Origin of the sequence: Streptomyces sp. CB01249 (assembly GCF_001905735.1) — a bacterium.
Lineage (GTDB): Bacteria > Actinomycetota > Actinomycetes > Streptomycetales > Streptomycetaceae > Streptomyces.
In genome coordinates this window covers 62,341-84,846 of sequence record NZ_LISW01000003.1, presented here as the reverse complement: position 1 = coordinate 84,846, position 22,506 = coordinate 62,341, and the positions used below count along the sequence as shown (strand labels likewise).

Here is a 22,506-nt window from a genome sequence, read left to right as displayed (position 1 = left end):
CTGCGGCGTTGTCGTCGGTTGCCAACGCTCCGCGTTGTCGCCCTCCTCCGCCTTGCAGCCACACGCACCACGACCCGCTCCCTGATCCAGCCTGATCCAAACGAAAGGCCCTAGCTCCACACACCCCCGGGCACGCCTTTCACTCCACCTGTGCAGCGACGGTGACGATGGCCAGCAATCTCCCCGAGGAGACCACCAGCTTTGTCGGACGGACGGCCGAGCTCACCGGGCTCGAACACGCCCTCGCCACCGGCCGGCTGACCACCCTCACCGGCACCGGAGGCGTCGGCAAGACCCGGCTCGCCCTCCGCGCCGCCCGCCGCGCCGCCCCCGGCTACCGCGACGGCGTCCGGTGGGCCGACCTCGCCCCGCTGCACGACGACGAACTCCTCCTCGCCACCGTCTCCGACGCGGTCGGCCTCAGCGACCACACCCTGCGCCCGCCCATCGACGTGCTGTGCGAATGGCTCGCCGACAAGCAGCTCCTGCTCGTCCTGGACTCCTGCGAGCACCTGCTCCCCGCCTGCGCCCACCTTCTCGGCGAGATCCTCACCACCTCGCCCGGGCTCACCGTCCTCGCCACCAGCCGCCAGCCCCTGAACCTGCGGGGCGAACAGCTCGTGGAGGTCGACCCGCTGCCCGTCGACGGCGCCGCCGACGCCCTCACCCTCTTCCGGGAACGCGCCACGGCCGCCGCCCCCGCCACCCCGTTCCGGGAACCGGGCACCGCCGAGGCGGCCGCCGACATCTGCCGCCGCCTCGACGGCATCCCGCTCGCCATCGAGCTCGCCGCCGCCGCGGTCGGCCGGCAGAGCGTCCAGGAGATCGCCCAGCGCCTCGGCTCCCGGCTCGACGTCTTCGCCGACAGCACGCTCCGCCCGGTCCGCCACCGCACCCTGCGCACCACCGTCGGCTGGTCGCACGAGCTGTGCACCCCGCTGGAACGGCTCCTGTGGGCCCGGCTCACCGTGCTGCGCGGGGACTTCGAGGAGGACACCGCCGTCACCGTCTGCGCGGGCGGCCCCCTCACCGAGGACGGCGTCCGCACCGCCCTGCGCGGCCTGGCCGCCAAGTCCGTCGTCAGCCGGGAGGGCACCCGGCACCGCATGCTCGACACCCTGCGCGAGTACGGCCGGATGTGGCTCGTGGAGCTCGGCGAGGAACGGGAGGCCGCCGACCGGCACGCCGCCTGCTTCCTGCGCCTCGCCCGCAACGCGCACGCCGGGTGGACCGGCGACGACCAGATCCTCTGGTACCACCGCATCGCCGACGCGCACGCCGACCTGTGCGCCGCGCTCGACCACCTCCTCGCCCACGACCCGGCCGCCGCCCAGGAGATGGCCGGCCGCATCGGCTTCTTCTGGTGCTGCTGCGGCCACCTCCCGCAGACCCGGGGGTACGCCCAGCGCGCCCTGGACACCGGACCGCCCGACGGCCCCCACCGCACCCGGGTGCTGTGGGTGCTCGGCATCTGCGTCCTGCTCCAGGGCGACTACCCGGCCGCCGAACGCATCGGCCGCGAGTGCGTCCGCGAGGCCGCCGCCGACGGCACCGACGAGGGCATCCTCGCCGCCGCCTATCTGCGCGGACTCACCCACCTGATGACCGGCGAGCCCGAGAAGGGCCTCCGCGAGGCGCGGCGGGTGCTGCGGACCACCGCGACCGGGACCCGGCTCGAAGCGGCCTACCGGCTGCGCTGCCACCTCATCACCGTCTTCGCCCTCACCGGGCTCGGCCGCCTGGAGGAGGCCGCGTCGGCCGCCGTGGTGCTGCGGGCGGCCTGCGAGGCCCAGGACGAGTGCTGGACCCGGTCCTACGTGGACTACCAACTCGCCCTGATCGCCCTGCTCCAGGGCCGCGCGGCCCCCGCCGCCGCGCACGCCCGGGCCATGCTCGCCGGGAAGCACCGGCTCCGCGACCGCTTCGGCATCGCGCTCGGCCTCGACATCCTGGCCGCCGCCATCGCCGCCCAGGGCGAGGGCGCCAGGGCCGCCCGCGTCTACGGCACCGGACAGGTCTACTGGCGCATGGTCGGCCACCCCCAGCGCGGCACCCCCGAGCTGGGCCCGGTCCGCGAGACCTGCGAGCGGCGCGCCCGGGAGGCGGTCGGCGACGCGGCCTACCGGCGGGCCTTCGAACAGGGCCGCGCCGACAGCGCGGAGGCGGGCCTCGCCCTGGCGCTCCACGGGGAACTGCTCACATAGTGAATCGTTGTTGTGCGCCCTCGCCGGTACGGGAAGGCTGGGCGGCGTCCGCCCACGCCCCGACCGTCCCGGAGACCGTCATGCCGCAGATCACCGTCGACTACTCCGCCGAGCTCGGCGACGCCTTCGACCGCCCCGCGTTCGCCCTCGCCCTGCACCCGGTCGTCGCCGAGACCGTCGATACCAGGATCGCCGCCTGCAAGACCCGCTTCCGGCGCGCCGAGGAGACGGTGGTCGCGGACGCGCCGGACGGCGACGCGCTCGTCCACGTGGACATCTCGCTGCTGCCCGGCCGCACCCCGGAGACCAAGGCCCGGCTCACCGAGGCCGTCCTGGAGCTGCTGCGCGCCCACCTCGGCACGGTCACCGGACCGACGCTGCACCTCTCGGCGGAGGCCCGGGACCTGGACCCGTCGTACCGCAAGGTCTGAGCCGGCCCGGGTGCAACCCGGCGGACGGGCCACGGCACTTACCGGGTGAGACCGTCTCCGGAAGGAACCACCCCGTGCTGACGTACAGCCGCCGCTCCCTGCTCCACGCCGCCGTGGCCACGGCCGCCCTGACCGTCGCCCTGTCCGCGCCCGTGCCCGCCTCCGCGCTGGACGGCGCCGGGCGCACCTGGGCGGACGAGACGGCACCGTACAGCGACGCCACCCTCCTCGACCTCGCGGACGTCGGGCGGGGGAGGACCTGGGTGGCCGGGTTCACGATCCGCGCCGAGAGCGGGGTGACCCGCTTCCGGCCCGTCGTGGCCGAACGCGCCGCGCCCGGGGCGGCGTGGACGCCCGTGCCGTCGGCGACCACGGCCGCCGGTGAGGTCAGCAGCCGGGTCAACGCCATGGACGCGCACGGCGGCCGTGACGTGTGGCTCGTCGGCGACGACTCCGCCGCCCTGGACGGGAAGGTGTACACCCAGCACTTCGACGGAAAGCGCTGGCAGGTCGTGCCGGCGGGGCTGCCGGAGAAGGCGGACGCCGGATCGCTGCTGGACGTGGACGCCGGTCCGGGAGGCGCCTGGGCCGCCGGGATCGCGCAGATCGAGGTCTCCCGCACCTGGAACGAGGCGAAGGGGAGCTGGAACATCGAGTACCGGAACGCCGGGATCGTCCGCCGCTTCGACGGGACGGCCTGGCGCGACGTGCCCCTCCCCGGACTGCCCGGCGACTACTGGTACCTGAACGCGGTCCGGGCGGTCGCCGCCGACGACGTCTGGGCAGCCGGTTACGACGGTGGGAGCGGCAGCCCGCTGCTGATGCACTACGACGGCGCTTCCTGGCAGCGGGTGGAGGCCCCGGGCGTCACGGACGTCCCCGGCCAGGCCCAGAAGCTCGCCGTGTCAGAGGACGGCACGGTGTGGCTGGTCGGCGAGGACTGGTCGCCCGAGGACGGATCGACGCGCGCCCTGGTGGCCCGCCACGACGCCACGGGCTGGCACGGGCTCGCCGTGCCGGACGTGCCCGCACGGCTCTTCGGCGTCACCGCACGCCCCGGGGGCGGGATCGCCGTCGTGGGCCAGACCCTCGGCGAGCAGCGCGACGCGCTGGCGTGGGCGTGGCGGCCGGGGAGCCGGGGCCACTGGAAGGACCTCGGGCTTCCGCAGCCCGCCTCGGAGGGGTCCGCGGAGAACGCGGCCCATGCGGTGACCGGCGGCCCGGCGGGGCTCACGGTGGTCGGCACCTCGACCGCCGAGGGCGCGGAGCCCCAGCCGTTCGTGTCCGTACGCTGAATCCCGGGGCCTTGCGCGGACTTGCCGCGCGAGGCCCTACGGCAGCCGCTGCGTGGGCACCGCCGGAACGGCCGGTGCCAGGGCGGAGAGCCGGGTCAGCAGGTCCCCGAACGGGCCGTCCGCCGGCTCCTGCGCCAGCACCCGCAGCACGATCCCCGCCATCTCCTCGTCGTACGCCGCGCTCACGGCGGCCAGCGCGGCGAAGTCGTGTACAAGCTGCAACTCCAGCTCCGCCCGGGGCACCCGGCGGCCGTCCAGCCAGAGCAGCGCCGTCGACTCGGCGAGCGACACCCAGGACCGTACGACCAACTCCAGCCGGGCCGGGGGCTCCCCGACGTCCAGATGGGCCAGGATCTGTTCGCAGGCGGCCTGGCGCACGCCGTCGATCATGGCGTTCGCCGTGGACGAGCCCACCGCCGGACCGCCCCGCATCAGCGCGGCGAACCCGGGCCCGTGCTCGTCCACGAAGTCGAAGAACCGGCCCATCACCCGCAGCAGCCGGGCGCCCAGCGGCCCTTCGTGCGGCTCCATGAACCGGGCCGCCAGTTCGTCGGCCGCCCGGCGCAACGCCGCCTCGTACAGGCTCTGTTTGCCCGGGAAGTAGTGGTAGACCAGGGGTCGCGAGATCCCGGCCGCCGCCGCGATCTCATCGATCGACACCTCGTCCGGCGCCCGGTGGCTGAACAACTCCAGCGCGACGCCGATCAGCTGCTGCCTGCGCTCCTCGACGCCCATCCTGCGCCGCACCCCGGTCGTCATGCCCCCAGCGTACCGACCGGTGGGTCCGGCCGGATCAGAGGTCCAGCACCAGCCGCTCCCCGCCCCGGCACCGGGAGACGCAGATCAGCATGGAGTCCGCGCGCTCCGCGTCCGTGAGCAGGTCGTCGTGGTGCTCCACCTCGCCCGCCAGGACGCGCTGTTGGCACGTACCGCAGAAGCCCTGCTCGCAGGAGTACGCGACATGCGGAAGCTCGGCGCGCACGGCGGCCAGCACCGACTGGTCCGCCGCGACCGGGACCGTGACCCCCGACCGGCGCAGCTCCACCTCGAACGGGGCCGCACCGGCCGGGTCCGGACCCGCCGCCGTGAAGCGTTCCAGGTGCAGGGTGCAGCCGGGCGGGAGGGCGGCGGCGACCGCCTCCATCAGGGGCTCCGGGCCGCAGCAGTGGACCGCCGTGCCCTCGGCCGCGTCCGCGAGGGCGGCGGCGAGGTCCGGGTGGCCCGCCTCGTCCTGCGGGACGACCGTGACCCGGCCCCCGTCGGCGCCCAGCTTCTCGACCTCCTCCAGGAACGGCATCGTGGCCCGGCTCCGGCCCCCGTACAGCAGCCGCCAGTCGGCGCCCTCGGCGGCCAGCCGGCGCACCATCGGCAGGACCGGGGTGATGCCGATGCCGCCGGCGATCAGGAGATGGGCGGGGGCGTCGGCGAGCGGGAAGCGGTTGCGCGGGCCGCGCACCTCGACCTCGGCGCCCTCGTGGAGCGCGGTGTGCACCTCGCGGGAGCCGCCCCGCCCGTTTTCGACGAGCCGGGCGGCCACGGTGTACGCGCCGGTGTCGGCGGGGTCCCCGCACAGCGAGTACTGCCGGACGAGACCGGAGGGCAGCACCAGGTCCAGATGGGCGCCGGGCTCCCAGGCGGGCAGGTCCGGCCCCTCCAGGCGGAGTTGGACGACGCCGTCGGCGGGGCTGGTCCGCCCGGTGACCAGCAGCCGCCGACCGGTGGTCGAACGGCGCGTGTTCCGGCCGGATATGGGCTCGTCCAGCGCGGGCATCGGCCACAGCGGGGACTTCTGGATGCGGCGGCGCATCGCCCGCCGGGCGAGCAGCACGGCTCCGGCCGCCACGGCGACCGTGAGCGGGCGGGGGAGGGGCAGGGAACGCGGCATGGTCAGCGGGCTTCCGTCGTACGGGCCTCGGCCGCGACGGCGGCGGGCGAGCGGGTGAGGTAGTCGACGGCCTGGGCCGTGCTGCCCTCCTGCGAGGGGTGGTACGTACGGCTCAGATAGCGCGGGACGGAGCGCAGGATCGACGGGGTGCTGGGCAGGGTGCCGTGCCGGCCGCTGCGGTAGAACTGCCCGAAGGACGCCTTGCCGTCCAGCAGGCTCGGGTCGTTCTCCATGAAGAACCGGGTGCCGCGCTGCCAGAGGAAGAGCAGCGCGGAGAACGCCGTCGCCCAGGTCCGCACCCGCCGCCGGTACCCGCCGTCGACGTGCATGAACACGTCGAAGGCGACCGAGCGGTGCTCGACCTCCTCGGCGCCGTGCCAGCGCAGCAGGTCCAGCATGGTCGGGTCGGCCCCGCGCCGGTCCAGCTCGTCGGCGTTCAGGATCCAGTCGCCGAGGAAGGCGGTGTAGTGCTCGATCGCCGCGATCGTCGCCACCCGCTCCTTCAGCCACCAGGTCCGCGCCCGCCCCGGCGGCAGCGTCCGGTCGCCGAGCAGCTTCTCGAAGAGCCAGTCGACCTGCGCGGTGTACGGCGTCGGGTCGAGCCCCAGCTCCTTGAGGTGCGGGAGCACGTCGTCGTGGGCCTGGGAGTGCATCGCCTCCTGGCCGATGAAGCCGATGACGTCCTGGCGCAGCTCCTCGTCGTGGATGTACGGGAGCACCTGGCGGTAGACGTGGATGAACCAGCGCTCCCCGGCGGGCAGCAGGAGGTGGAGCACGTTGATGGTGTGCGTGGTGAACGGGTCGCCCGGCACCCAGTGCAAGGGGGTCCGGTCCCAGGCGAAGCTGACCCGGCGGGCCTTGAGGGCGGTCCGCTCCGCCGCGACCGCCGCTGGCTGCGTGTTAGACATGTTGTCAAAATACTGAGCGGTAAGCCCGGGGAACAGGGGTGTGCGCCGAATTCCCGGTTCCGGAAGCCGGGGTGGCCGCTCAGTGCAGGGCGCCCACCCGGCTGCCGTCCTTCAGCCGTCCGTCGAGCCGGGGCCGGACCCCCTCCGCGGCGGGCACCGCGAGCAGCCGCCCCGGGGCGCTCCCCGTCACCCCGCCCGACGTGGCCAGCGACGCGAACTGCTCGCTGCCCGCCGCCAGGACGTACCACCGCCCGCCCGGCGACTGCCACAGCACGCCCGCCAGCACCCGGGGCGTCCGCGCCCCGCACTCCGGCGCGTCCTCGCCCCGCGCCGCGACCGCGCCCGGCGCCGCCGGACGGGCGGACGGGGCCTGGAACTGCGCGATGACCCTGCTCCCCGCCCCCCGCCAGGTCTCCGCCCGGGTGCACAGCCAGCGCGCCGTGCCCCCGGCCTCGGGCAGCGGCTGCCGGGCGTAGGCCCAGGAGTTGACCGACCGCACCCCGTGCGAGCGGACCTCCCGCAGCAGGCACGCGGTGCGCGCCCAGCTCTCCCGCTCGGCCCGCCCCGTGACGTCGTGCGGGCTGCCCGGGGTGCCGTAGGTCAGCCGGGCCGGGGCGAGCTCGCCCAGGTCCGTGACCAGCCGCGCCGAGGAGCCCCCGGTCAGCTCGACGGCCTGCCAGGACCGGCAGCCGGAGCCCGCCGCCGGGTCCGCCAGCGGGCCGGTCACCCCGTCCCGGGAGCGGTCCAGCGGGCGGGGCGCCCGGTCGGGCGCGAGCAGGTCCCGCACCCGGGCCTGCCGCACCCAGGGCGCCGTCAGATACCGCACCCCGTCCCCGGTCCTGGCCACCACCAGCGCGCCCGACGACCCCTCGTTCGCCCCGTCCACCCGGGCGAAGTCGAGGGCGGCGCCCAGCGCGGGGTCGGCGTTGCGCGGCTCGGCGTACCGCACGACGCGCAGCCCGTCGTGGAACAGCACCACCGCGGAGTCCCCGACCTCACCCGCGTACAGCAGTTGCGGAGCGCCCATCGGCGGGCCCGTGGGCGTGCCGGGGGTCGCCGAGGTCCGGATCCCGGCGCCGGGCCGGGCCCAGACCGCGAGCGCGCGCCGGAGCAGCCGGGTGTCCTGGGTGCGGTCGCCGCGCGTGGGCCAGGAGGTGAAGTCCGTACGCGCGGAGTGGAGCCAGTACGTCGCGGGCACCCGGCGCAACGCCCCCGGGTCCAGGGCCGCTTCGGCGGCCGGGTTGCGCGCGTACGGCGGGGCGGTCAGCCCGCCGTGCCCCCAGCCGCCGCCGGGCAGCCCGAGCAGCGCCCCGCACACCAGGAGCGCGGCGACGGCCGCGAGCGCGGTGCGGGCGCGTCTGCGGCGGCCCGGCAGATCGGGCGGCCGGGCCTGGAGCGAGCAGGGGTCGAACTCCGGGGAGCCCAGGAGCGCGGGGCTCGCCCGCACCCCGTCCGCCTCGGTCAGGGCCGCGTGCGGATCGGCGACCCCGGCGGCGGCCAGCTCCCGCCGGACCTCCCCGTCCGCGAGCCCCTCCAGGCCGCGCAGGACGAACGCGGCCCGGGCGGGGGCGGTGAGCGCCGCGAGCTCCCGCTCCAGGGCGAGTTCACCGGTGCCCCCGGGGTGCGGGAGCAGGCGCAGGCCCCATACCGACGGCAGGGCGGGCGGCAGGGCGGCGCGGCGCGGCCGGAACCGGAGGCGCCGGGCGCGCCCCGCCGCCAGCGCCCGGCGCAGCACCTGGCGCCGCACGTAGGTGTACGCGGGGTCGGCGTCGTCGGTGCGGCGGGGGAGTGGGACGGCGGCGGGGCGGGCGCGGTGGGCGGCTTGCAGGGAGCGCTGGGCGAGGGCGTGGGCGGCGAACACCCGCCGGGCGCGGCCCGGCGAGGGCGGCAGCAGGAGGTAGCCGATCCGCACCAGCCGCGGGTAGTGCTCGACCAGCGCGGCCTCGGCCTGTTCCGCGTCGGCCGGGGCGAGGGCCTGCGGTAGCTCTGACGGTGGGCGCACATTCAGCTGAACGAGCGAATGGTGCGATGGTCACTCCGGTCCCCTCCGCCGGGGGACCCGCGGGCGTCAGGCGAACCGGGCCAGCGGGCCGTCGACCGGGGCGCCGGTCATCCGGTTGGCGAAGGTGGACAGGGTGTAGGTGGCGATGCCGAGGGTCACCTCCAGCGCGTTGCGCGCGGTGTAGCCGTGGGCCGTGAACGCCTCGACCGTCGCGTCGTCCACGGCCCCGTTCGCGGCGAGGACGGCCAGGGTGAACCGCCGCATGGCTTCCAGGCGTTCGTCCGGGAGCGGGGTGCCCTCGCGGAGGGCGGCGAGGAGGGCGGGCTCGGCGTCCAGGGCGGTGAGTATCCCGGTGTGGATCGCCACGCAGACGTGGCAGTCGTTCCGGGTGGCCATGGTCATGCTCAGGACCTCGCGCGAGAGCCGGTCCAGGGTGGTGGCCTCGAAGAGCGCGTTCAGCCGGAGGAAGCCGCTCAGCACCTCGGGGGAGGTGGCCATGCGGGCGGCGGCGGACGGCAGGAAGCCCTGCTTCTGCGCGATGGCGGTGAGGCCGGACTTGGCGGCGGCGGGAGCCGATTCGAGGGTGTGGTCGGGGAAGGCGGTCGCGGGCATGGTGGGGCCTCTCGGCTAAACTCGACAACATGATTGACGAAAAAAACGTAAACCAGGTTGTCGAGTTTCGCAATGGCTGAGCGTGCGGGCGGGCGTGGAGAAGTGCGTCCCGAGGAGGTGGGCAGGGGCTTCGAGCTGCCCCTTCTGCTGTTCGCCGGCTTCCGTACGGTCATCGACGCGCTCCACCGTGAGCTCGCCGAGCAGGGGCACCCGGACATGCGGCCCGCGTACGGCTACGCCCTCCAGGCCGTGGGCGTCGAGGGCGCGACCGCCAGCGAGATCGGCCGCCGCCTCGGCGTCTCCAAGCAGGCCGCGGGCAAGACCGTCGACCGGCTGGAGAGTCTCGGTTACGTGGAGCGCGCCGACGACCCGGCCGACGGGCGCCGCAAGCTGGTCCTGCTCACCGCGCGGGGCGTCGACGTGCTCCGGCGGTCCGCCGAGGGCTTCGACCGGCTGCGCGCCGAGTGGGTCCGGACCCTCGGCGCCGAACGGGTCCGCGCCCTGGAGGACGACCTGCGCGCGATGGCCCCGGACGGTGCCTTCCGGCTCGATGTGGCGGCCTGGTTCAACGGCTGAGTGCGGCCCCGGCGACTTGGACTTCTCTCACCAGACATAGGACGTATGGAGTCCGTACTCTATCCGTGGGGCCCTCTCTGCGGCAGCATGCACGCGTCGGCACCCGAGAGATCCGACCACTTGTTGGTCGTGAAGGAGAGGGAACCATGGCACGACGCACCCATGTGCTCAGCGCGCTCGCGCTGGCGGCGGCCGCCGCGCTCATCCCCGTAACCGCCACCGCGCAGCAGGCCGCGCCCGGGCCGTCCGCCGCGGCGGGTGCCTGCCGGGGGCCCGTGAAGCCCGCCTCGCAGATGGCGGTGGAGGACTGCGACAGCCCCGCGCGGATCATCGAGAAGGCGGCGAACATCGTCCCCACCACCGGGCAACTCGCCTGGCAGCAAAGGGAGGTCACCGCCTTCACGCACTTCGGCATGAACACCTTCACCGGCCGCGAGTGGGGCTCGGGCACCGAGGACGAGAAGCTGTTCGCGCCCGCCGCCATCGACTCCGACCAGTGGATGCGCGCCTACAAGGCCGCCGGCGCCGAACAGGTCATGCTCACCGTCAAGCATCACGACGGCTTCGTCCTCTATCCCAGCCGCTACACCGACCACTCGGTCGCCCTCAGCCCCGGCAGCCCCGATGTCGTCGCCGCCTATGTGAAGGCCGCCCGCAAGGCCGGGCTGAAGGTCGGCTTCTACCTCTCGCCCTCCGACGGCGCCGAACTCCCGCACGCCTGGCACGCCGAGTGGGTCGAGAAGATCCGCGCCAAGGAGGCCGCCGGACAGTCGCTCTCCCTGCCCGAGCGCATGGCCCTGGAGGACGGCGACCGCGCCCCGGCCGGCCAGGGCCGCTTCGGCAACGGCAGCCCGGTCACCGCACGCACCATCCCCACCCTCGTCCCCGGCGACGACCGCGCCGCCCGCGTCAAGAGCGGCAGGCTGCCCAGCTTCCAGGTGCGGGCCGACGACTACGACGCGTACTACCTCAACCAGCTCTACGAGATCTTCACCCAGTACGGCCCCGTCGAGGAGCTGTGGCTCGACGGCGCCAACCCCTGGTCCGGCTCCGGCATCACGCAGAAGTACGACGTCAAGCAGTGGTTCGACATGGTCAAGGCGCTCTCGCCGGACACCGTCGTCTTCCAGGGCCCCCAGGGCGTGCGCTGGGTCGGCAACGAGAACGGCACCGCCCGCGAGACCGAGTGGAGCGTCACCCCGCACACCACCGACCCCTGGACCGGGCTCGGCTCGCTGCCCAACGACTCCACCGACCCCGACATCGGCTCCCGCGCCCGGCTCCTCGAACCGGAGACCAACTACCTCCAGTGGTACCCGGCCGAGGCGGACGTCTCCAACCGGCCCGGCTGGTTCTACCACGAGAACGAACAGCCCAAGACGGCAGCGCAGTTGATGGACCTGTACGAGAAGAGCGTCGGCCGCAACGCCTCGCTCCTGCTCAACGTCCCGCCCGCCCCCGACGGCCGCATCGCCGCCGAGGACGTCACCCAACTGACCGCCTTCGGTGCCGACGTACGCCGGATCTACGGCACCGACGTACGACAGCAGCGCCCGGGCCCGTACACCTTCGACCGCGTCGCCGTCCGCGAGGACATCCGGCACGGTCAGCGGGTGGAGAAGTTCGCCGTCGAGGCCAGGGTGAACGGCGCCTGGCAGCGGATCGCCGAGGGCACCACCATCGGCCACGAACGCATCCTGACCCTGCCCGAGGCCGTCACCGCCACGGCGGTCCGCGTCAAGGTGCTGGAATCCCGGGCGAAGCCGCACCTGGGCGCCACCACCCTGCACCTGACGAGTCGTTAACCCCGGTCCAGATACGCCAGTACGGCCAGAACGCGGCGGTTGTCGTCGTCGGACGGCGGCAGGCCCAGCTTCCCGAAGATGTTCGAGGTGTGCTTGGCCACCGCCCGCTCCGTGATCACCATTTGCGAGGCGATCGCCGCGTTCGACCGGCCCTGGGCCATCAGCTCCATGACCTCCCGCTCGCGCGGTGTCAGCCCGCCCATCGGCTTGTCCTGCGAACGCCGCGTCAGCAGCTGCGAGATGACCTGCGGGTCCATCGCCGTGCCGCCCGCCGCGACCCGGCGCACCGCGTCGATGAACTGGTCCGCGTCGAACACCCGGTCCTTGAGCAGATACCCGATCCCGCCGTTGCCGTCCGCCAGCAGCTCGCGCGCGTACAACTGCTCGACGTGCTGGGAGAGTACGAGGACGGGCAGCCCCGGCCGCGCCCGCCGGGCCGCCAGCGCGCACTGAAGCCCCTCGTCCGTGTGGGACGGCGGGAGCCGGACGTCGACCACGGCGACGTCCGGCTCCAACTCGGCGAGGGCCTTGGTGAGTTCCGGCCCGGTCTCGACGGCGGCCGCGATCTCGAAGTCGTACGCCTCCAGCATCCGCACCAGGCCGTCGCGCAGCAGGAAGAGATCTTCGGCTAGGACAACTCGCAAGGGATCTCCATGGTCACCATGGTGGGACCGCCCGCGGGGCTGCTGACGGCCATGATGCCGTCGAATGTACCGAGCCGGCGTTCGATGCCGCTCAGCCCCGAGCCCGCCCCGACCGAGGCGCCGCCCCTCCCGTTGTCCGTGACCGAGAACCGGAGCGCCCCGTCGCTGTGGCGCAGGTCCACCCAGATCCGGTCGGCCCCCGAGTGCTTCGCCGCGTTCGTCAGCGCCTCGCTGACCGCGAAGTACGCCGCCGACTCCACCGGCGCCTCCGCCCGCCCGGCCAGCTCCACGTCCACGTCGCACGGGACCGGCAGCCGCAGCGCCAGCGCCTTCACCGCGTCCCCGAGCCCCCGCTCGGCCAGCACCGGCGGGTGGATGCCCCGCACCAGGTCGCGCAGCTCCGTCAGCGCCTCGGCCGAGGACTCCCGGGCCATCGCCAGGAGCTGCTTCGCCTGCGCCGGGTCCTTCTCGATCAGCGCCTCGACGGTGCCGAGGTTCATCCCCATCGCGACCAGCCGGGCCTGCGCCCCGTCGTGCAGATCGCGCTCGATGCGCCGCAGCTCGGAGGCGGCCGTGTCCACCGCCTCGTGCCGGGTCTCGGTCAACCGGTCGATGCGCAGGGCCAGTTCCTGCTCCTGGGTGGGGGCGAGCACCGACCGGGCCAGCACGAAGTGCGCCCGCAGCAGCCGCTCGCTCACCAGCACCGCGAAGGCGAAGAGCGCCACGCCGAGCGCCGCTGCCAGCAGCCCCGTCGCCTGGCTGTCGACCGGGACGAACGCGTACCAGTACCGGTCGTCCGTGAAGACCCGCCACAGGCCCGCCGCCAGCACGAACCCCTCCACCGGGTAGACCATCAGCGCAGCCGCCAGGATCGCCACCGTGTAGCCGGCCGTCATGTCGACCACCAGCCACCGCATGTCCCGCCAGGTCGCCGGGTCCTTCAGCATCAGCGTGGTCCGCTCCACCTGCCCGGTGAACCCGCTCCGCACATCCTTCGGGAACGGCCGGTACGGGACCGGGATGCGCACGTCCGACCAGGTGATCGCCAGCAGCCTCCGCTGGTTGGCGTGCTTGCGGACCGCCTCCAGGATGTACGGCGTGGTCACCAGGCCGATGCCCAGCGGAATCAGGGCGATGGAGACCACCGCCAGTACGAACAGCGTGCACGACCCCGCGAGGGCGGCGAACGACACCACCAGCCCGCGCCACGCGGCCAGCAAAGCCGCCCCGATCCGTCCCCGCTTCGCGTCCATCCCGGTCCCTCGTTCCCTCGCCGGGCCCTCCGCAGGCCCCGTGTCGCACACAGTCTGACCCGGCGCACCCCGCACACGTCAGCCGGTTTCCCACCCGGTGGGGGTGTACCCAGCACCACCCCCGCCACCTCGCCCTATGTGCCGCGCGACCGGGTGTTCCACCGGCTGGGGCGGCCGGCCCGGCGTTCCTAGATTCGAGGGGCATCGTCGGACTTCCACCAACAGGGGGCGAACCCGCCATGAGGCGTAACCTCGCGGCACGTATCGGTGTGTGGAGCGCACACCACCGCAAGACGGCCATTCTCGGCTGGCTGCTCTTCGTCGTACTCGCCGCGGGCATCGGCGGCGCCTCGGGCATGGTCGAGATGACCGACGCCGAGAACGGCGCGGGCGACTCGGCCCGCGCCGAGCAGATCCTCTCCGACGCGGGGCTCGGCCACCGGGCCGGCGAACTCGTCATGGTCTCCGCCGCCGGGCCCGACGGCTGGCGCACCGCCGCCCGCGAGCTGACCGCCGCCCTCCGGGACACCGGCGAGGTCACCGGCCTCGCGGACCCGGTCGCCTCCAAGGACCGCAAGGACGCGCTGATCACCTTCGAGATGAAGGGCGACCCGGACACCGCCCCGGACCGGGTGCAGCCCGTGCTGGACGCCGTCGCCGGGGTCCGGAAGAGCCAACCCGACGTCACCGTAAGCCAGTTCGGGGACGCCAGTGCCGGCAAGTGGCTCGGCGACCTGCTCGCGGACGACTTCAAGAAGGCCGAGTTCACCGCCGTACCGCTGGCCCTCGGCATCCTGCTGGTCGCCTTCGGCGCCGTCGTCGCCGCCCTGCTGCCCGTCGGGCTCGCGCTCACCGCGTGCATGGCCGCCTTCGGCCTGCTCTCGCTCGCCAGCCACCAGCTGCACCTGTTCCAGACCACGTACTCCGTGATGTTCCTGATGGGCTTCGCCGTCGGCGTCGACTACTGCCTGTTCTACCTGCGCCGCGAACGCGACGAGCGGGCCGCCGGACGCGACGCCGAGACCGCCCTGCGCATCGCCGCCGCCACCAGCGGCCGGGCCGTGCTGGTCTCCGGGCTCACCGTCATGGTCGCCATGGCCGGGATGTTCCTGTCCGGCCTGATGCTCTTCAAGGGCTTCGCCCTCGCCACCATCACCGTCGTGTGCATCGCCATGCTGGGCTCCGTCACCGTGCTGCCCGCCCTGCTCTCCTGGCTCGGCGACCGCATCGACGCCGGCCGGGTGCCGCTGCTGAACCGGCGCGGCAAGCGGGGGAAGGCGGAGAGCGGCCGCATCGCGGGCCGGGTGCTGCGCCCCGTCCTGAACCGCCCGAAGTTCTTCGCCGCCGCCTCCGTCGCCGTCCTGCTGGTGCTCGCCGCGCCCGCGATCGGCATGAAGACCGAGTCCCTGGGCCTGGACAAGCAGTTCGGCTCCGACTCCACGCTGTCCGTCGCCTACCGCCACATCAGCGAGACCTTCCCCGGCGGCCCCGCCCCGGCCCAGGTCGTCGTGGAGGCCGACGACATCACCGCCCCGGCCGTCCGCAAGGCCCTCGCCGGCTTCGACCACGTCACCGTCCACCGGGCGCAGAACATCGCCGAGTTCGAGGTCCCGCTGCCCGGCGGCGAGAAGGACCTCGCCGCCCTGCGCGACGACCGCCTGCCCGCCGCCTTCGACTCCAGCGGCGCCCACGCCTACGTCACCGGCGAGGTGGCCGGGTCCGTCGACTTCAACGACCAGCTGAAGCGCGGGATCGCCCCGGTCTTCCTCTTCATCACCGCGGTGACGTTCCTGCTGATGCTGTTCTGCTTCCGGTCGTACGTGATCGCCGTGACGTCGATCGTCCTCAACCTGCTCTCCGTGGCCGCTGCCTACGGGGTGATGACCGCAGTCTTCCAGCACGGCTGGGGCGCCGGGCTCATCGGCTCGGAGGGCGTCGGCGCGGTCGAGTCCTGGATGCCGCTGTTCGTCCTCGTCGTCCTGTTCGGGCTCTCGATGGACTACCACGTCTTCGTCGTCTCCCGGATCCGCGAGGCGCACGGCCGGGGGATCGGCAACCGGGCCGCGATCGACGAGGGCATCCGCCGCACGGCCGGGGCGGTGACCGGCGCGGCCGTGATCATGGTGGCGGTGTTCTCGGTCTTCGCGACCCTGTCCATGCAGGACATGCAGCAGATGGGCGTCGGCCTCGCGGTCGCGGTCCTGCTGGACGCCACGCTCGTACGGATGGTGCTGCTGCCCTCCGTGATGGCGCTGCTCGGCGAGCGCAACTGGCGCACCCCGCGCGGCCTCGGCCGGCTCCCGAGCCTGGACCACGGCGAGCCCGCACAGGCCCCGGCCGCCCCGGCCCCGGCCGGGTCGGGACTGCGCTGAGCAGGGCGTACGAAGGCGGGCCCCGGTTCCGGTAGTGCTTACCGGAACCGGGGCCCGCCCCATTCGCCGTGTGTCAGGGCGTGTACTTGTACCCGACCCGGCGCACTGTCTGGATCGAGCGGCGGTGCTCGGCGCCCAGCTTGCGGCGCAGCCGCGCCACGTGGACGTCGACGGTGCGGCCGTCGCCCACATGCCCGTAACCCCAGACCGTGGTCACCAGCTGGTCGCGGGTGTGGACGCGGTGGGGGTGGGCCACCAGATGGGCCAGGAGCTCGAATTCCAGGTAGGTGAGGTCCAGCGGGCGCCCGTTGACGGAGGCGGAGCGCTGGACGGAGTCGATGGTCACCGGGCCCGTCGCGGCCGGCTCGGCCTCCGCGTTCGGCGCCCCCGGCACCGCGTACTGCGCGGCGGCCGCGGCGAAGGCCGGCTGCTGGTCGGCGGGCACGAGCACCAGGTAGCCGACCATCGGCGGGCGGCCCGGCAGGCTGGGCAGGGTGTGCTGGGGCGCGGGCAGCCAGGTCGCACCCGGCGTCAGGAGCGCCGAGACGTCGGCCTGCTGGACGGTCTCGTCGGGGGCGACGGCGCGCAGCCGGTGCCGGCCCGGGGATGAGGGAGGGACGGAGGTGGTCGCAGCGGCAGCGGAGAAGGTACGGGTGTTCGCCATGAGGGGTCAGCTCTTTCGCGCGAGGGAGTCGTCGGTGGACGGACTTGCTGCGTGCGCGCGGACCGAAGGCCGGGTGAGGGCGTTAGAGGGCCGGCGCGTTCAGCGCGCGGCAACACACCCGGTCGAAGTCGTGGTGCTGACGGGAGGGCCAGAACGGCTCGAGGTCGCTGCGACCGGTCGAGGTGTGCGGGAAGCTGGCCATGCCCCCATTGAAGCAGAGAACGCGTGGCGTCGCGCCCCTTCGTGCAACGAGGTGAGCAAGGCGACACCCCCGGCCCTGATCCGCCGGACAGGCCCTAACCCACCAGCCGTTTGCGCCAGTCCAGGCCGGTCAGCTGGATCGCCTTGTCCGGGGAACCGTCCCACTCCACCGTCAGCCCGGCCTCGCTCAGCGCGGCTGCCACCTCGCGGCCCACCGCGGCCGTCCTCTCCGGGGAATCCTGGAAGCCGCCGTAGTACAGCGCGAGGCCGTGTCCCGCCGCCGCGTGCTCCGCGCCCTGGCCGTGGAAGAAGACGAAGCCCCTGGCCTCCTCGCGCCCGGCCGCCCCGATCTCGCTCATCCCGCACGAGCGGCAGCACGTGAAGTTCTCCCGGGCCGTGATGCCGCCCCGGTCGAGCCGGGCGAAGGCCCGCTCCAGCCGGTCCGGGTCCGTCACCTCGTCCGCCCAGCTCCGCTGCTCCTCGACGCGCTCCAGCCAGAGCCGCTCCACCAACTCCCGCGCCTGGTCCCGGGAGACCGGCCGCACCCCGTCCTCCACCAGGTATTCCTCGGCCGCTTCGGTGAGCGTCCCCACGGTCTCGTAACCGCCGCGCAGCAGCACCCGGACCCGGGGCTCCAGCTGCGCCCGGATCTCCTCGGCGAGCTCCGGCACGGGCTCCGGCTCCGGTATCCCGGCGCTCTCCCAGACGGTGCCCGCGTCCCAGCCCGGCTCCTCGCGCGCCCATCGGGTCATCAGCGCGAGGACCCGGTCCGGGTGGTCGACGACCGTACGGACGTGGCTCGTCGCCGTGCCCGTACGGTGCTCCAACTCGTAGCCCCCGCCCGCCTCGTGCCACACCTGGATGAAGGTGCCGGGGATGTCCGGTATCCGCTGGACGACCAGGAAGTTGTCCCCGCGCGCGCCGATGCGGTGCACGAGGTCCCCGAGCTCCTCGGCGGAAACTCGGGTGTGGGTCTGCTGGTTCTCGGTCTCGACCTTGACGCTGAGCATGCGGTCAGCCTGGCACACGGCACTGACAACGAAGGGCGCCCACCGCGCGTGCGGTGGGCGCCCTTTCCGTGACCGGGGCGGATCAGACCTGGCCGGCCTTCTCCAGGGCCGAGCAGCAGGTGTCCACGATCAGCCGCGTGACCACGTACGGGTCGACGTTGGCGTTCGGGCGGCGGTCCTCGATGTAGCCCTTGCGGTCCTGCTCGACCTGCCACGGGATGCGCACCGAGGCGCCGCGGTCGGAGACGCCGTAGCTGTACTCGTTCCACGGGGCGGTCTCGTGCAGACCGGTCAGGCGGTCGTCGATGCCCGCGCCGTAGTTCTTGACGTGGTCCATCGGCTTCGAGCCCTCGCCCAGCGACTCGCAGGCCGTGATGATCGCGTCGTAGCCCTCGCGCATCGCCTTCGTGGAGAAGTTGGTGTGCGCGCCCGCACCGTTCCAGTCGCCCTTGACCGGCTTCGGGTCGAGGGTCGCGGAGACGTTGAAGTCCTCGGCGGTGCGGTAGAGCAGCCAGCGGGCGATCCACAGCTGGTCGGAGACCTCCAGCGGGGACAGCGGGCCCACCTGGAACTCCCACTGGCCCGGCATGACCTCGGCGTTGATGCCGGAGATGCCCAGGCCCGCCTTCAGGCAGTTGTCGAGGTGCTTCTCCACGATCTCCCGGCCGAAGATCTCGTCCGAGCCGACGCCGCAGTAGTAGCCGCCCTGCGCGGCCGGGAAGCCGCCCTCGGGGAAGCCGAGCGGCCGGTGGCCGTCGAAGAAGGTGTACTCCTGCTCGATGCCGAAGATCGCCTCCTGCCCGGCGAACTGCTCGGCGACCGGACGCAGCAGCGCCCGCGTGTTCGACGCGTGCGGGGTCATGTCGATGTCGAAGACCTCGCACAGGACCAGGATGTCGTCACCGCCGCGGATCGGGTCCGGGCAGCTGAAGACCGGCTTCAGCACCCGGTCCGAGGCGTGGCCCTCGGCCTGGTTGGTGCTCGACCCGTCGAAGCCCCAGATCGGCAGCGAGGCCACGTCGGTCGACGGGCTGCCGGACATGATCTTCGTCTTGGAGCGGAGCTTGGCGGTCGGCTCGGTGCCGTCGATCCAGATGTACTCAGCCTTGAACGTCACGGAAGCCATCCTTTGCGGGTGCTGCGGTCTATGCGCCGCAGCTTCGCAAGCCGCGATTTCCCGACCGTTGCCCTCGTGTGAACCCCGTGTTACCGGGGTTTCCCCGGCGCTCCCGGCGTGTCGCGGTCACCCCTCGATGAACTGGTAGTCGCTCACGACGCGGCCGTCGGGGCCCAGCACGAGGACCTCCAGCCCGACCCCGGCCACCTCGCCCCCGTCCCGGGGCGCCATCTCCCAGTTGAACTTGACGACGTCGTGGAGCTGGTCCGCGTTGCCGCGCGACCGGAAGACGAAGGTGCCCGGCGCGATGAACTCCTCGTGGGCACGCGTCACCCGGAAGTCCAGCGCGTCGTACCCGCGCGCCTCCAGCAGGAGACGGTCGAAGCCCAGCCCCTCGGCGACCTCCCGGATCTCCTGCGGAGGCCGCAGTACGTGGACCGCGTCGGCGGACCACAGCGCGCGGACCGCGGCCCGGCGGCGCTCCGCGTCGGGCTCGTTCCACACGGCGACGTAGCGGTCGGTGAGGTCGTGGACGTCGATGTCGGTCATGGCTGATCCCCTGGGTGCGAAGGTCCGGTGTGCGGCAACGACCTTCCTGCGCCCGCCGGCGCGCGGCAATTCCCCGCAGGGAATGGCGGATCAGCAGACGATCGGGATACACAAGGGCGGTGATCAGCGAATCGGCCGGAGGCGGTCTCGCCACCGCGTTACGTGAGTGGCGCACCCGGCGGCGCGTCAGCCAGCTGGAACTGGCCACGCGCGCCGGAACCACGCAGCGGCACGTCAGCTTCATCGAGAGCGGGCGGTCGAGCCCCGGCCGGTCGATGATCATCCGGCTGGCGGAGTCCCTGGAGGTGCCGATCCGCGAGCGCAACGACCTGCTCCTCGCGGCCGGATTCGCACCGGTCTACCCGCAGACCCGCCTGGACGACCCCCGGCTCGCACCGATCCGCACCGCCCTCGAACGCATCCTGCGCGGTCACCTGCCGTATCCGGCGGTCGTCGTGGACCGGCACGGAGACCTCGCCGCGGCCAACACCGCCTTCCACACCCTCACCGCCGGGGTGGCCCCGCACCTGCTCGAACCGCCCGTGAGCGTGCCCCGGGTCCTGCTGCACCCGCAGGGCCTCGCACCACGCATCGTCAACCTGGACGCGTGGGCGTGGCACATCATCGACCGCGTCCGCGCCGAGAGCGCGCGCAACCCGGACGACCGCCTCCGAGGCCTGGCCGCCGAGCTCACCGTCCTCGCCCCGCCCCGTCCGCGCGACGCACCGGACCACCTCGGCTTCGCCGTACCGCTGCGGCTGCGCGCACCCGGTCCGGCCGACGGCAGGGAGCTGACGCTCATCACCACCCTCACCCACTTCGGCACCGCCGTCGACGTGACCGTCGCCGAACTACGCCTGGAGGCGTTCCTGCCGGCCGACCGGGAGACCGCCGACCTGCTGGCCGAACTCCACCGGACCTGAGGCCGCCGATCCCGGAAACCGGTCGTCCGGGCCTTGCCGCCCCGGGGCCGCCCGGCACACTGGACCCATGACGACACCCGAGAACCCCCTGCGCATCGGCCTGGCCGGCACCGGACCCTGGGCCCGCAACACCCAGGCACCCGCCCTCGCCGCACACCCCGGCGTCGTGCTCAGCGGGGTGTGGGGCCGCCGGGCCGAGGCCGCCGGTGAGCTGGCCGCCGCGCACGGTGCCCCGGCGTTCTCCGGTGACGCGGGGCTCGACGAGCTGTTCGCCACGAGCGACGCCGTCGCCTTCGCGCTGCCGCCCGACGTGCAGGCCCCGCTGGCCGCCCGCGCCGCAGCCGCCGGCTGCCACCTGATCCTGGACAAGCCGGTCGCCACCACGGTCGCCGGGGCCCGCGAGGTCGCCGAGGCCGCCGAGCAGGCCCGGGTCGCGTCCGTCGTGTTCTGCACGCTCAGGTTCGCCCCGCGCCCCGCCGCCTGGATCGCCGAACAGGCCGCGCGGGGCGACTGGTTCACCGCCCGCGCCGAGTGGATCGCCGCGCTCTGGGCCCCCGGCACCGACAGCGACTACGCCGCGTCCCCCTGGCGCCGCGAGCGGGGCGGCCTCTGGGACGTCGGCCCGCACGCCCTCTCGGTCCTGCTCCCGGTCCTGGGCGACGTCACCGAACTGACCGCCGCCCGTGGCCCCGCCGACGCCCACCACCTCGTCCTGCGCCACACCTCGGGGGCGTCCAGCACGGTCACCCTGGCCCTCGGCGCGCCGGTGGCCGCCGCCGGGGTCGAGGTCGTCCTCCGGGGCGAGCACGGCGTCGCCGAGCTGCCGAGGTGGGACGGCGCGGTGGACGCCTTCGCGGCGGCGGTCGACGCGCTGATCACCTCGGTCCGCACGGGCGACCCCCACCCCTGCGACGTACGGTTCGGCCTCCGCCTGACGGAGCTCCTGGCCGAGGCGGAGGCCCAGGCCCACGGGGCGTAGGCACCGGGCGGGGCGGGGTCAGCAGGCGGACCCCGCCCCGCCGTCCTCCCCCTCCTCCGACACCGCCGCCAGGAACCCGCCCAGGAACCGCCGCACCGCCGCGACCTCCCTCGCGTCGAACTCCCGCAACAGCGCCACCGCGCTGCCGATCGCCGGGCCGAACGCTGCCCAGCCCAGCTCCACCGCCTGCGGTGTCACCCGCAGCAGCACCCGCCGCCGGTCCCGCTCGTCCCGCGTCCGCGTCAGATGGCCCAGCCGTTCCAGCCGGTCGATGAGCGACGTGGTGCCCGCCGAGTTGAGCCCCAGCTCCGCCCCCAGCCGTCCGGCGGTGACCCCGGTCCCCGCGCGCTCCGCGTCGAGCAGGCACACCAGGGCGCGTACATCCGTCGGATGCATCCCGTGCCGGGCCGCGAACTCCGCCTGGCGCAGCCCGAAGGCGGACGTCACCTTCCGCAGCAGATGGACGATCTCCAGCTCCGGCCCCTGCTCACTCATCCCCGGCACCTCCCGCTATTCTCTCGCTCAGCGAGATAATATCCAGGCGTACGGAGTCCAGGGAGCACCCATGACACCCACCCCGCCCGCGACCACCGCCGACGCGGCCTTCCTCGCCGCCTACGACGCGACCGTCGCGGCCACCTGGCCGCCCGGCACCACGCCGACCACGGTCCCCACCCCGTACGGCACCACCCACCTCAACAGCTACGGCCCCGAGGACGCCCCGCCCCTGGTCCTGCTGCCCGGCGGCGGCGCGACCTCCACCGCCTGGTACGCCCAGGCCGCCGCCCTCGGCCGCACCCACCGCGTCCACGCCGCCGACCTCATCGGCGAACCGGGCCGCAGCACGGCGGGGGAGCGGCCCGTCCGCAGCGTCGAAGACCTCTGCGGCTGGCTCGACGCCCTGCTCGACGGTCTCGGCGCCACCGGACCGGTCGCCCCAGGGCCTGTCTGACCATTCCCGTCTGCCGGGCGACGCCATGCACGCACTCTCGCCGCACCGGCCCCAGACCCCAGTACATCCAGTACAGGGGTCTGGGGCCGGCACGCCGAGAGCACGCACCTGACGCCGCCCGGCC

20 protein-coding genes and 1 pseudogene are annotated in these 22,506 nt (G+C 73.9%); 9 read left to right on the top strand and 12 right to left on the bottom strand.

The window, feature by feature from the left end; genetic code table 11:
- Positions 1 to 167 precede the first annotated feature (167 nt).
- The 3 genes from AMK18_RS16075 (at position 168) to AMK18_RS16065 (ending at position 3,930) form a co-directional block, all read left to right on the top strand.
- Entirely contained in the window at positions 168 to 2,204 is a 2,037-nt protein-coding gene (locus AMK18_RS16075) for an ATP-binding protein (protein ID WP_073863315.1), read from the top strand.
- An 80-nt stretch (positions 2,205 to 2,284) separates the two neighbouring features.
- Entirely contained in the window at positions 2,285 to 2,635 is a 351-nt protein-coding gene (locus AMK18_RS16070) for a 5-carboxymethyl-2-hydroxymuconate Delta-isomerase (RefSeq protein ID WP_073863314.1), read from the top strand.
- A 74-nt stretch (positions 2,636 to 2,709) separates the two neighbouring features.
- Positions 2,710 to 3,930, top strand: coding sequence for a hypothetical protein (locus AMK18_RS16065; protein WP_073863313.1), 1,221 nt, complete (start codon positions 2,710 to 2,712; stop codon positions 3,928 to 3,930).
- A 36-nt stretch (positions 3,931 to 3,966) separates the two neighbouring features.
- Here the strand turns inward: AMK18_RS16065 and AMK18_RS16060 are convergent, their stop codons facing one another.
- The 5 genes from AMK18_RS16060 to AMK18_RS16040 form a co-directional block, all read right to left on the bottom strand.
- Positions 3,967 to 4,689 carry a TetR/AcrR family transcriptional regulator gene (locus AMK18_RS16060; RefSeq protein WP_073863312.1) on the bottom strand — a complete coding sequence of 241 codons (723 nt, stop codon included), beginning with the start codon at positions 4,687 to 4,689 and terminating at the stop codon, positions 3,967 to 3,969.
- A 34-nt stretch (positions 4,690 to 4,723) separates the two neighbouring features.
- The gene (locus AMK18_RS16055; RefSeq protein ID WP_073863311.1) at positions 4,724 to 5,815 is read right to left on the bottom strand and encodes a PDR/VanB family oxidoreductase; all 1,092 of its coding nucleotides are present in this window, start codon (positions 5,813 to 5,815) and stop codon (positions 4,724 to 4,726) included.
- 2 nt (positions 5,816 to 5,817) lie between these two features.
- On the bottom strand, positions 5,818 to 6,723 hold the full coding sequence (locus AMK18_RS16050) for a metal-dependent hydrolase (protein WP_020207441.1): 906 nt from the start codon (positions 6,721 to 6,723) through the stop codon (positions 5,818 to 5,820).
- A 79-nt stretch (positions 6,724 to 6,802) separates the two neighbouring features.
- Complete coding sequence (locus AMK18_RS16045; protein ID WP_073863310.1) at positions 6,803 to 8,725, bottom strand: hypothetical protein; 1,923 nt, start codon at positions 8,723 to 8,725, stop codon at positions 6,803 to 6,805.
- A 66-nt stretch (positions 8,726 to 8,791) separates the two neighbouring features.
- Positions 8,792 to 9,337: a carboxymuconolactone decarboxylase family protein gene (locus AMK18_RS16040; protein ID WP_073863309.1), complete on the bottom strand. Its 546-nt coding sequence runs from the start codon at positions 9,335 to 9,337 to the stop codon at positions 8,792 to 8,794.
- A gap of 72 nt (positions 9,338 to 9,409) precedes the next feature.
- On the opposite strand from AMK18_RS16040, the gene AMK18_RS16035 reads away from it, so the two are divergent.
- Together AMK18_RS16035 and AMK18_RS16030 are read left to right on the top strand one after the other, a co-directional pair.
- Positions 9,410 to 9,913, top strand: coding sequence for a MarR family winged helix-turn-helix transcriptional regulator (locus AMK18_RS16035; protein WP_073863308.1), 504 nt, complete (start codon positions 9,410 to 9,412; stop codon positions 9,911 to 9,913).
- Between the two features lie 146 nt (positions 9,914 to 10,059).
- Positions 10,060 to 11,718: an alpha-L-fucosidase gene (locus AMK18_RS16030; RefSeq protein ID WP_073863307.1), complete on the top strand. Its 1,659-nt coding sequence runs from the start codon at positions 10,060 to 10,062 to the stop codon at positions 11,716 to 11,718.
- Here the strand turns inward: AMK18_RS16030 and AMK18_RS16025 are convergent.
- On the bottom strand, positions 11,715 to 12,362 hold the full coding sequence (locus AMK18_RS16025; RefSeq protein WP_026171579.1) for a LuxR C-terminal-related transcriptional regulator: 648 nt from the start codon (positions 12,360 to 12,362) through the stop codon (positions 11,715 to 11,717). The two genes, AMK18_RS16030 and AMK18_RS16025, sit on opposite strands and share 4 nt — an antisense overlap.
- Entirely contained in the window at positions 12,347 to 13,615 is a 1,269-nt protein-coding gene (locus AMK18_RS16020) for a sensor histidine kinase (RefSeq protein WP_073863306.1), read from the bottom strand. Before AMK18_RS16020 ends, AMK18_RS16025 begins: the two co-directional genes overlap by 16 nt.
- Before the next feature lie 239 nt (positions 13,616 to 13,854).
- Between AMK18_RS16020 and AMK18_RS16015 the strand changes: the two genes are divergently transcribed.
- Positions 13,855 to 15,987, top strand: coding sequence for an MMPL family transporter (locus AMK18_RS16015; protein WP_198957018.1), 2,133 nt, complete (start codon positions 13,855 to 13,857; stop codon positions 15,985 to 15,987).
- 73 nt (positions 15,988 to 16,060) lie between these two features.
- Here AMK18_RS16015 and AMK18_RS16010 read toward each other — a convergent pair whose 3' ends face one another.
- From AMK18_RS16010 to AMK18_RS15995, 4 genes are all read right to left on the bottom strand, one after another.
- Positions 16,061 to 16,651, bottom strand: coding sequence for a winged helix-turn-helix domain-containing protein (locus AMK18_RS16010; protein WP_073863304.1), 591 nt, complete (start codon positions 16,649 to 16,651; stop codon positions 16,061 to 16,063).
- Between the two features lie 296 nt (positions 16,652 to 16,947).
- Positions 16,948 to 17,862, bottom strand: a complete 915-nt coding sequence (locus AMK18_RS16005; RefSeq protein WP_073863303.1) for a DUF6891 domain-containing protein — start codon at positions 17,860 to 17,862, stop codon at positions 16,948 to 16,950.
- A gap of 82 nt (positions 17,863 to 17,944) precedes the next feature.
- The gene (gene glnII, locus AMK18_RS16000) at positions 17,945 to 18,979 is read right to left on the bottom strand and encodes a glutamine synthetase (RefSeq protein ID WP_073863302.1); all 1,035 of its coding nucleotides are present in this window, start codon (positions 18,977 to 18,979) and stop codon (positions 17,945 to 17,947) included.
- Between the two features lie 126 nt (positions 18,980 to 19,105).
- Positions 19,106 to 19,528, bottom strand: coding sequence for a hypothetical protein (locus tag AMK18_RS15995; RefSeq protein ID WP_073863301.1), 423 nt, complete (start codon positions 19,526 to 19,528; stop codon positions 19,106 to 19,108).
- A 119-nt stretch (positions 19,529 to 19,647) separates the two neighbouring features.
- Here AMK18_RS15995 and AMK18_RS15990 point away from each other — a divergent pair, with 119 nt between their 5' ends.
- Positions 19,648 to 20,451 carry a helix-turn-helix domain-containing protein gene (locus tag AMK18_RS15990; protein WP_073863300.1) on the top strand — a complete coding sequence of 268 codons (804 nt, stop codon included), beginning with the start codon at positions 19,648 to 19,650 and terminating at the stop codon, positions 20,449 to 20,451.
- A gap of 67 nt (positions 20,452 to 20,518) precedes the next feature.
- Positions 20,519 to 21,430 carry a Gfo/Idh/MocA family protein gene (locus AMK18_RS15985; RefSeq protein ID WP_018103532.1) on the top strand — a complete coding sequence of 304 codons (912 nt, stop codon included), beginning with the start codon at positions 20,519 to 20,521 and terminating at the stop codon, positions 21,428 to 21,430.
- An 18-nt stretch (positions 21,431 to 21,448) separates the two neighbouring features.
- Here AMK18_RS15985 and AMK18_RS15980 read toward each other — a convergent pair whose 3' ends face one another.
- A complete protein-coding gene (locus AMK18_RS15980) occupies positions 21,449 to 21,925 on the bottom strand; it encodes a MarR family transcriptional regulator (RefSeq protein ID WP_018103533.1) in 477 nt (158 codons plus the stop codon).
- A gap of 70 nt (positions 21,926 to 21,995) precedes the next feature.
- Here AMK18_RS15980 and AMK18_RS15975 point away from each other — a divergent pair.
- Positions 21,996 to 22,355 (top strand): annotated as a pseudogene (locus AMK18_RS15975) (alpha/beta fold hydrolase); the annotation flags it as partial.
- Between the last annotated feature and the right edge of the window lie 151 nt (positions 22,356 to 22,506).